This window comes from Pseudoalteromonas prydzensis, assembly GCF_011050055.1.
GTDB classification, from domain to species: Bacteria; Pseudomonadota; Gammaproteobacteria; order Enterobacterales; family Alteromonadaceae; genus Pseudoalteromonas; species Pseudoalteromonas prydzensis_A.
The window spans coordinates 1-9,463 of sequence record NZ_DRGM01000053.1 but is presented as its reverse complement, the minus strand read 5'-3'; the positions used below and the strand labels follow the sequence as shown (position 1 = coordinate 9,463).

Genomic DNA, 9,463 nt, shown 5'->3' with positions numbered 1-9,463 from the left:
TAAGGTTAATCGTAAGCTCACTCGCTTGGCTATGTTTGAGTGTATTAGTCACGCACTCTTGCGTACACCGTAGTAGTGTATCAGCTGTTTTTACATCATTTATCATGATGTCATCAACAATATTCAAGTGAATAGTGAGCTGAGGAACATTACTGACGAGTGCTTGTAATGTCTGCGTGATTTCAATTGCTGATTTTTCACGGATTTCTGACACAGCCTCCCGCACATCGCTTAATAATAATTTAGACAGATCATGGCATTGCTTAATATTGTCTTGCACAGGGCCTTCAGCAGTACGATAAGCAACTTGTAGATTAATAGTCAAAGCGGTTAAATGATGACCTAAAAGGTCATGAATATTACGTGCAATGCGGACTCTTTCAGCCTGTTTTGCGGCTTCATTTAACAGTGTTTGCGTAGCAATTAACTCTCGATTTAGTGCATCAGACTGTTCACGGGCGACACTCTCTTTACGTGTGCTATTCATTACCACCAGTGCAAACAAATTAAATGTCCAAAACAGTATGCCAGTTAACAAGCTACCTTCTTGATGCCAATAAAAGCTGAAAATTAAAAACAGTGGCAGCAAACATAAAAACGATAAACAAATGGCGTAACTTAAGCGCATAAAATACGGCAACTGAGCACACCAAATGGTACTTAAAATCGCAATGTAGGTATAAGGAACAAAGATTGCTACTATCAGTAAAGCGGCATATTGAGCAAATAACAACCCACGCTTTAACAACGTATTTAAACGTACTTCATAGTCGGCATTGGCAATTAAAAAGCAGCTAATAAAAATTAAAAAGCAAACAACAACGGCGCTTAAGTCCAAAACGGAAAACCCATCAGACTGCAGCATTAACCATATTGCTGAGCCACTCACAACCGCCCAGGTGATGATTGCTGCAAAAGTTTCTATTGAAATAAAACGCCCTACGCCAGCCATTAAGGAAATCCATTAATTGTGATGATGATTATTATCTTGTCGCACAAGCACAATATCAAAAAAGGTATCTATCGTGATGTTATTATCTTTGCAATATTGATTAACGCGATCCCTAATATCAGACAACGGAAAAGTTTCATCATGGTTAGAATATGAAAACTCTAACCGTGCAATTTCTTGCAAGAGGTTAATATCTTTTGTTTCAAATAGTTGAAGCTACTCATTACCTTCAACTATTTAAATTAATCGTTCATAGAAGTGAACCAAAACTATAATATATCTACAAGATAAAAAGTACACTAAAGTAAACTTAAATAACAAAAAGTACACTAAAGAGATATAAAACATCCCGAACCTAATGCAATGTTCACAAAAGTGAACTAACAACAAAAAAAGTATGCAAAACTAAACTTAAAGTCTGAGCAAAATTAGCGATTAAAATTTAAAATTATTACAAACCATGCTCACTTAAGTGCTTTCAAGGCCTCGTTGCTTAACATGCTTAATCAACTCAGGAAAAAACGCTAAGAAAACAGCATCGAGTTCAGTGTAATGACGTGCTATATCCTCAGCAGCACCAGTAAAGTGGTTAATAAAACGAATGCGCTTGGCTATATTATCAAGAGCCAGCCCCACCCCTTCAATGGTTTCGTATTCTTTAAACCAATCGTTTTCTGTCATGTGCTTTACAACATGCTGCATGCGAGGTGGCATAACAATTATACGTTTATTCAAAAGCTGATAGCTGGTTTGCTTAAAATCATTTAAAGGTTGCTCGTTAAAGCGTTGCCAATGCTGAATAAGAAAATGATCAAACAGTACATCAATAGCCACACCCGCAAAGCGCCTACGTTTAGGCGAAAAGTACTGTTTAGCTTCTTTAACTAAAGGATGGGTATCTGTGAATTTATCGACTAAATAATGATTATCTAGCGCATTTTTAACTGTCACAGGCATGTAGTTTAAATATCGGTGACCACCAAAGTCACCAAGCAAATTGCCAAAGTGCGAGTCAGCTGTGGGTTTTGCTAAATAAAGGTGAGCTAAGTAGTTCAAGGTAGTCTCGGCGATAGTTCATATAGCACAAATGATACCGCAATTTCGGTTAATACTCACATTGAGTTGGCAGACGCTTTTTTGTGATGTTTCTGTTAGTTATTTTGCATAAACAAAGTACTGCTGCATGGTGCTTAAAAAAGCTAGGTTAAGGTTACTAAAAAGTTGAGTGTTTTTCACATCCATTTCACACCTGCGTTGTTATTTTTGTCTAACAAAATAAAAAAGGTTAATTCTATGCTATTAATTAAAAATACCATCGTCCGTTATTTGCTTATTATTGTAACCATTATACTACTTGCAGGTGCGGGGTGGTTTTCTCATTTCTCGCTTACTCCTTATCAAATGAGCTCTGAGCAGATCCAAGCACATTATGCTTACCAAGTACCTAATGATTTACAATGGCAGCAAACTAAAATTGAAGATAATTATTACGAATTCACTTATCAAAGCTTTGATGGTCAAACGGTAAATGGCCGTATCAAGTATCCACCATCTTATGCTAATACAGAGCAACCGATCCCAGTTTTAATTGGTATACATGCATTAGGCCGTAGTCAAATAAGATGGTTTCAAGATAGCTTTAAAACACGTCCAACAATCACATCTGTTGATAAAATAACCCAACAAGCACTTGGCCAAGGATATGCAGTAATTGCTATCGATGCTCGTAATCATGGCCTGCGTAAAGATCCTGACTACTCAATTCGTAACATGATGATAGATTTAAATTATTTTGGAAAAAAAGTCCCTTATGAAGCCTTTATAACTAACACGGTGAAAGATCATCGTATCCTAATTGATTGGCTAACCGAGCAACCACAATTTGATAAATCACAAATCAATGTTGCAGGGTACAGTATGGGTGGGCAAGTAAGCTTATTGCTTGCAGGTATCGACCGTCGTATCAAGAACGTAGCAGCCATTGTACCACCTCATTTAGATGATAAAACAGCACTGGTTGCACCTAAAAATGTATTAAACGGTTTAGCTAACAACAAAGTTTGGTTATTTACCGCTGATGATGACGAGTATGCGAATAAAAAACAAAACAGCCTGCTATTCAATCTGATACCTAGCGAAAATAAAAAACATTTTCGCTTTGACAGTGGCCATATCCTGCCTTCAAACTATGTTGATAATTTGACTGACTGGCTGTAAAAATGCTGAATAAAGAACTAAAAGTGTTAGTCATCGAAGATAACCCTGAGATTAGCCTCAATATTGCTGATTACTTTGAGCAATATAGGGCTATTATGGACTTTGCTGACAATGGCGAGCTCGGTTTAGAGCTCGCCATTACACAAAACTATGACTGCATCATTCTTGACATTATGCTGCCTAAACTGGATGGCTTAAGTGTTTGCAAACAGTTACGCCAACGCGCAGAGAGATATACACCCATCATCATGATGACAGCGCGAGATTCATTAGCTGATAAACGAGAAGGATTTGGACTTGGCGCAGATGACTACCTCACCAAACCTTTTGATTTAGAGGAACTATGGTTACGCTGCAATGCGCTGGCAAAGCGCTATCTGCAACCTATACAATCAAACCTTAACGTTGGGCCACTACAATTAGATTACCAAAGAAAACAAGTTACTCGAGAAGGTCATCCTTTAAAGTTGCAGCCGATCCCATTGCAAATATTGAGCATTTTAATGCAAGCTCACCCCACCGTTGTAAGCCGATCTGAACTATGTGACAAAATTTGGGGGGATGATCATACTGATTCTGATGCTCTGCGATCACATCTTTATCAATTACGTAAAATGACCGATAAGCCTTTTGCAAATCCACTTATTAAAACAATACATGGAATTGGCTTTTGCTTAGATATCCCAAGTGAGTTCAGCGAATGAAAAAAAACCAACTTCGCACACAAATCATTAGTTTCTTTGTTGCCCTTACCTTGCTGATCAGTGTGATTTATGGCCTGATGAGTTTTGTGTTTGCATATTACGTTGAAGACCACTTTTTTAACGCATTTATTGATATTGAAAGCCAAGCCATTAGCCAACAAATTGAGCAAGGACAAGCAGTAAACCCTCGGCTCGACTTTGTTATATTTTATGCCGAGTACTCTGAACTTCCTCCTGATATAAAACAGTATTTGACTCTGTATCCTGATCGGACTGAAATTCCTCTAGGAAATGGTGAACATTTCCATTTAAAACAGTTTAAGCATGGCTATTTACTAGCAAATGTTAGCAATCAGTTATTTGTCAGCAGTGCTAAAAATGAACTGCTCTCTTACTTATTAGTGATATTTGCGTTCGTTACCGTAATTGCTATTTTGATGGGCGTTGCAGCCTACCTTGTTGCCAAACGTTTATTAAAACCCCTTGATGAGTTAATCACGATTATTGAACAAGCACCGGTCGATCAATTACCTACTGGGTTTGCAAAGCATTTTAAAAGCAGTGAAATTGGTACCTTTGCCAACGCGCTTGAACAAGCGTTAACGCGTATACATGCATTTATCAAACGCGAGCAGCTCTTCACTAGAGATATTTCCCATGAATTACGTACACCAGTTACGATCAGCCAAGGCGCAATCACACTCTTAAAAAAAACCACTCTTACTGAGAAACAAACAGATTTAATCGCTCGAGTTGAACAAGCCCAAAAACAAATAGAGCAAAGCTTAACAACCTTGCTTGCTTTGGCACGAGAAGAGACTAATCAACCAGCTCAAACACGAATATTACCCCTTATTGAACACTGTATTTTACAACAGCACAGTTATTTGGCCGGTAAAAATGTCAAATTAATCGTCAACGTTAAGCCACAACAGATGGCGCCGATTGCTGAAACGCCTCTGCTAATTTTATTAAATAATTTGATCGGTAATGCCTTCAAATACACTCACTCAGGCATCATTGAAATAATTCGTGATAGTGGCGAAGGTATCAGCCCCCACGTACAGCAGCACATTTTTGAAGCGGGCGTAAAAGGAGGTAACAGCCAAGGGCTAGGTATGGGGCTGAACATAGTAAAGCGTTTATGCGAGCATTTAGCAATTGATTACACACTAAACAGCTCCGACACAGGAAGTGAGTTTATCATCACATTTAAGTGACCAGCGAGTTTACATTCAAGGACTACAAATAGCCTAGGTGGCAGCGCCAAATACCAAATATAAAACTAACTTATTCAACCAGCCCTGCAAGGATCGGACTTTGATAGTCACTATTTTGTTTTCGATATTCATTGGGAATACTCCCTACAATGCTTTTAAACACGCGATTAAAAGTCGCAAGAGACGAAAAGCCGCTCTCAAGTGCAATACTCAAAATACTCCATTCTTTAGCTTGCTTACTTGCTAATAACACCTTTGCATAATTTACACGGTATTGATTAATAAAAAGATTAAAGTTAGCAACCTTATAATGATATCGAATAGCTCGACTAATTTTATATTCCGGCACCATCAGCGCTTGCGCAAAATCTGAAATTTTAAGATTCGATTGTAAGAATAGTTGCTGTTCGTTTATCAGTTCAGAAATACCAGCTATCAACTCAGGTGGTACTTGCTCTTGATGAAGAGTGTTATTACTAAGATGCTTTGCTTCATCACTATCAAAACCAACCTCATTCTCATCATTATGAGGTAGCGTTTGCTTGTTTGAGCTACTTGCTTGCAGAGTCATAACTGTTTGCATTGCAAATACAATTAACAGCGCAGAAGAAGTGATAATTAGCGGGTTATATAGCTCAATTTCCGCAGGGCTAAATATAAATGCAGGTAATACACTGGCATTAACAACAGCTAAAAAGTACGCACTTGCAAAAATCACAGATTGCACTTTTTGAGCGTGTGTTTTGCTATTGAAACCTTTCATCGACTCCCAAAAAGAAAGCACTAAAATGCACGATGAAAGTAAACCTGTTATTTCATTCATGCCTTGTTTTAATCGCCACATTATATGACTGGTAGAAAGAGGTTGCGGGTCAAGGCTAACTAAATAGTGCCATGTTTGATTAAACATGATCAAAAGCGCGATGGTTGCAGCAACTGCCACATGTCTGCGTGAAATAGGGTTATGCTCACGAAATAAAGCCCGTGATATTAACCATGAAGCATTACACGTTGCACAAGTAAACAAACCAATAAAGTACTGATACTCACCCAAGCTTGGTGCACTAATTTTTTGCGCCCCTACCATACACAGCGAGCCACAAAATATGACAAATAAATAATGAACAAGCTGCTTATCTTTTTTAAGTGCGTTTAAAAGCATTAAGCTCATACAAACAAAAATTAGCAGAAAATAAGGAGACGTATTTTGCATAACAGTGCGCTTTTAACCTGACGTACATACTTGCCTATCCAACATAGTACAAAGTAACTTTCCAGTTAGCAAAAAGACTTTGTTAGGGAATGTGTCTGCAGAAGTTAATTAATTCTAAAACTTACCATATATCGTTACTCAAATTTCAAATTTGATAAGAAACCGCCCTGCAAGTCTTTATATTTGGGCTATTGAAAAGACTTACTGGAAATTACATACTAATGAAAAAAATGAAAACAACCCCAAATAAGCTCCTCGAAAACAGTAAAAAGATATGGTTTATTTGCTTACTGATGGCACAAGGCTGCTTTATAACTTATCTTATTTTCGGATATGCCCTCACAGGTATAACAACCGGGTTATCTGGTTGGAGCCGCCTTAACAATACTGCCTATGTTGCGAGCGACCCCACTGGTAATTTAATGTATGCAACGCATGTATTACTTGCCGTGGTAATGATAATCGGCGGGAGTTTGCAATTAATACCCGCACTTAGAGCAAAATATCCCACGTTTCATCGCTATAACGGCCGCGTATTCGTACTGTTAGCTTGTACCATTTCAATTGCTGGAATGTATCTTATGATTGTCAGAGGCACCGTAGGTAACCTGCTAATGCATAGCCTAACAATGTTTGGTGGTGGTATGGTTATTTTATCAAGTATATTAGCGGTGTTAGCTGCAAGAAAGCGTAATATAAATTCGCATAAAATATGGGCAATTCGCTTATACCTTGCAGCAAACGGGGTGCTATTTTTTAGACTGATGATTTTTGCGTGGTTTTTAACGTTTGGCTCACTCGGGGTTGATACTGCAACATTTACAGGACCAACCGTGTTAGCTGTTAGCATCTGCTCATATGTTATGCCGCTGCTCATTGCTGAGCTGGTTAGGTATATGCGGGCAAAACATCTAATAAGGTGATTACAATCGCCACCGCAGCTTTAATGATGTTGATATCCATTATATTTTTGGTGGGCTTGTTTGGTGTAGTGTTAGCTAACTGGTATCCTGCAATCGCTGGCTAACAAACACTATTTTTAAGCTGTAAACGCAAGAATATTTTGCTACGTCATACCCCATTAAATAATGAAAAACTAAAATAGAACAGGGTTAGAAAATGCGTAAAGCTAACCCTGTCATAGTGTATTGAAAGCTCATAAAGGTTTAAACTGTTCTACTTTAGCCAATTTAAGTTTATCAATCTGTTTTTTTGCCTTGTTGCAATGTCCTCGTAATTTTGAAGATATATTGTCATCATTATCAATGGATGATAGAAAATCCTGATAGCGTGAAGTTCCTGAGTTAGAGATGATACGACAATACCAAGCTATGCCATCAAGCATACGCCTATCTTCAGTAAACTTATTTTCCCAAACTTTTGTAGCTAAAGCATCGAGATAGTTGATGTCATACACTCCAATATTAAAAAACTTCTTACCAATTAACTGAGTTTCAACACCATTTGCTTTGGCAATCACATTAGTAAACTGCTGACCTTCATCACTTGTAACTAAAAAAGTGCGCTGCGAATATAAGTTTCTATCAGCAACCGATTTGATCATTTCGACGCTGCCGATATCTTTATAATGATAAATATGAGTTTCAGGGGCTTTACTAAAAAAGTTTGTTTCAATTATTTTTATATGTTCCGGCTCGCCCATTCTTTCAATTAACAACTTAGCACTTGTGCCTTGGTCTATATTAGCTAAAGGATTATCACCATATTCACGGCTACTTTCAGCTGCTACGTTAGCTTGCTGGATAGTTGGTTTAACATTCGTTTTAGCGTACGCAGGAATAACAACAGCACCGGCAGATAGTGCCTTTAACTTCGCTGATTCCTTATCGGGATCACCTTCAAGTACAATTGCATCCGAAGCTTGTTTGCCATCGCTTGAAGCCAGCCACACAGCCGAATAACTCTCACTCAAGTAACCTTTTACAGTGTAGTTTTCACCTGACTGGGGTGTAAATTTAATGTCACCTTCGACTAAATAGTTACTACCCGCATTAAACATATAATTCACTGGCGCAGCATGATGAACCTGCCCCACAAGCGTTAAGAGCAAAGGTTCGGCTGGTAAATCACGACTAAACCCTACAGCAGTTAATAGCATACCATTACCATAACTGGCTTGATTAGATGCCGAAAGAGCGCTGTATACTCGTTTACCACCAACTGCACTCAAGTAGAAAAATTTGCCCGAACTTTTAGCTGTAGTGTGGTAGCTGTCAGCAAGGTTAGCACGGTCCCCCTGATAGTTTTTAGGAATTGGATTATGAGTAGCTTGGCAACCACACAGCAATAAAGTAAGTATAATTGTTGGAATGCTATATTGAATTTTCATATGCTTAACTTTTATCATTTCTAACTGAAATCGGTTGATAACGCCAATACTTAACACTAAGTATCTAATACCAATCGACTTAAATATTTAACCATGCTAGCGGGCTAAATAAAGCGCTAACAGCGTTAGTAATTTCTCATGTACGACTGCATGGATGCAGGAGGTAGAGCAATGCAGGAGCAATTGCCGAGAACAACTACATGTCAAAATTTCTGCTTTGTTATCACTGTATTTATCTGTCGCTATAAATGGCCAGTAACTTAACCCAATTGGTATAGCTAAAAAAAGAATCAGGACCAAGCTAAAAAAGCTTGCTCCTAATCGCTGTTTAATCAAGCTTTGCCAAAATATTTAAATAAACATAATTGCTAAATTCAGGTTTAGTTAAATGTCCACCCGCTGAGATTGTTTCTAATAATTGCGTATATGTTGCCTTATCTGTTGCATTACCTGCATAACCATACAAAAAGAGCCCTAACTCCTCGAGTATAATTTCATCTTGAGGCTCAGGAAAAACATCACCAAAAGATAAATCAGGTATTTGACCTCGAATACCACTATGGATAATCCAGTCAAAGCGGCTTTCTTGAGCATCATCAACTAAAAAGCTAAAACTCCATTGCGAGAGACCAAACCGGCTATCTGCATTACTAAAGTCGTATTCTAGATTCGAACTATTAGCAAATTGCAGTAAGCTAGTGGCAAGTTCCTCTTTAATAGCAGGTAGCTCAGTTACGGTATAACTGCCGTCATCATTAACGCTATTTCGAGCATAGCTGGAAAAATCTATATCAACATTGTCAACAT

8 protein-coding genes and 1 pseudogene are annotated in these 9,463 nt (G+C 38.1%); 4 read left to right on the top strand and 5 right to left on the bottom strand.

The genetic code is table 11. The features are described 5' to 3' along the window. Both ENH88_RS04950 and ENH88_RS04945 read right to left on the bottom strand, forming a co-directional pair. Window positions 1-952: sensor histidine kinase (locus ENH88_RS04950; protein WP_304180326.1), on the bottom strand; the 952-nt coding region annotated here is incomplete at its 3' end. A gap of 468 nt (window positions 953-1,420) precedes the next feature. Continuing rightward, window positions 1,421-2,008: an ACP phosphodiesterase gene (locus ENH88_RS04945; RefSeq protein ID WP_304180325.1), complete on the bottom strand. Its 588-nt coding sequence runs from the start codon at window positions 2,006-2,008 to the stop codon at window positions 1,421-1,423. A gap of 237 nt (window positions 2,009-2,245) precedes the next feature. Between ENH88_RS04945 and ENH88_RS04940 the strand changes: the two genes are divergently transcribed. Genes ENH88_RS04940 through ENH88_RS04930 form a run of 3 tightly spaced genes read left to right on the top strand, consistent with a single transcriptional unit; the run spans window position 2,246 to window position 5,093 of the window. Next, entirely contained in the window at window positions 2,246-3,169 is a 924-nt protein-coding gene (locus ENH88_RS04940) for an alpha/beta hydrolase family protein (RefSeq protein ID WP_304180323.1), read from the top strand. Between the two features lie 2 nt (window positions 3,170-3,171). Then, on the top strand, window positions 3,172-3,873 hold the full coding sequence (locus ENH88_RS04935) for a response regulator transcription factor (protein WP_304180321.1): 702 nt from the start codon (window positions 3,172-3,174) through the stop codon (window positions 3,871-3,873). Beyond that, entirely contained in the window at window positions 3,870-5,093 is a 1,224-nt protein-coding gene (locus tag ENH88_RS04930) for a sensor histidine kinase (protein WP_304180320.1), read from the top strand. Before ENH88_RS04935 ends, ENH88_RS04930 begins: the two co-directional genes overlap by 4 nt. Window positions 5,094-5,163: 70 nt before the next feature. On the opposite strand, the gene ENH88_RS04925 is transcribed toward ENH88_RS04930, so the two are convergent. After that, on the bottom strand, window positions 5,164-6,255 hold the full coding sequence (locus ENH88_RS04925) for a helix-turn-helix domain-containing protein (RefSeq protein WP_304180318.1): 1,092 nt from the start codon (window positions 6,253-6,255) through the stop codon (window positions 5,164-5,166). Between the two features lie 281 nt (window positions 6,256-6,536). Between ENH88_RS04925 and ENH88_RS04920 the strand changes: the two genes are divergently transcribed. After that, entirely contained in the window at window positions 6,537-7,229 is a 693-nt protein-coding gene (locus tag ENH88_RS04920; protein ID WP_304180316.1) for a DUF2306 domain-containing protein, read from the top strand. Between the two features lie 233 nt (window positions 7,230-7,462). Here ENH88_RS04920 and ENH88_RS04915 read toward each other — a convergent pair whose 3' ends face one another. Next, window positions 7,463-8,713: a hypothetical protein gene (locus ENH88_RS04915; protein ID WP_304180314.1), complete on the bottom strand. Its 1,251-nt coding sequence runs from the start codon at window positions 8,711-8,713 to the stop codon at window positions 7,463-7,465. Window positions 8,714-8,984: 271 nt separating this feature from the next. After that, window positions 8,985-9,463 (bottom strand): annotated as a pseudogene (locus ENH88_RS04910) (hypothetical protein); the annotation flags it as partial.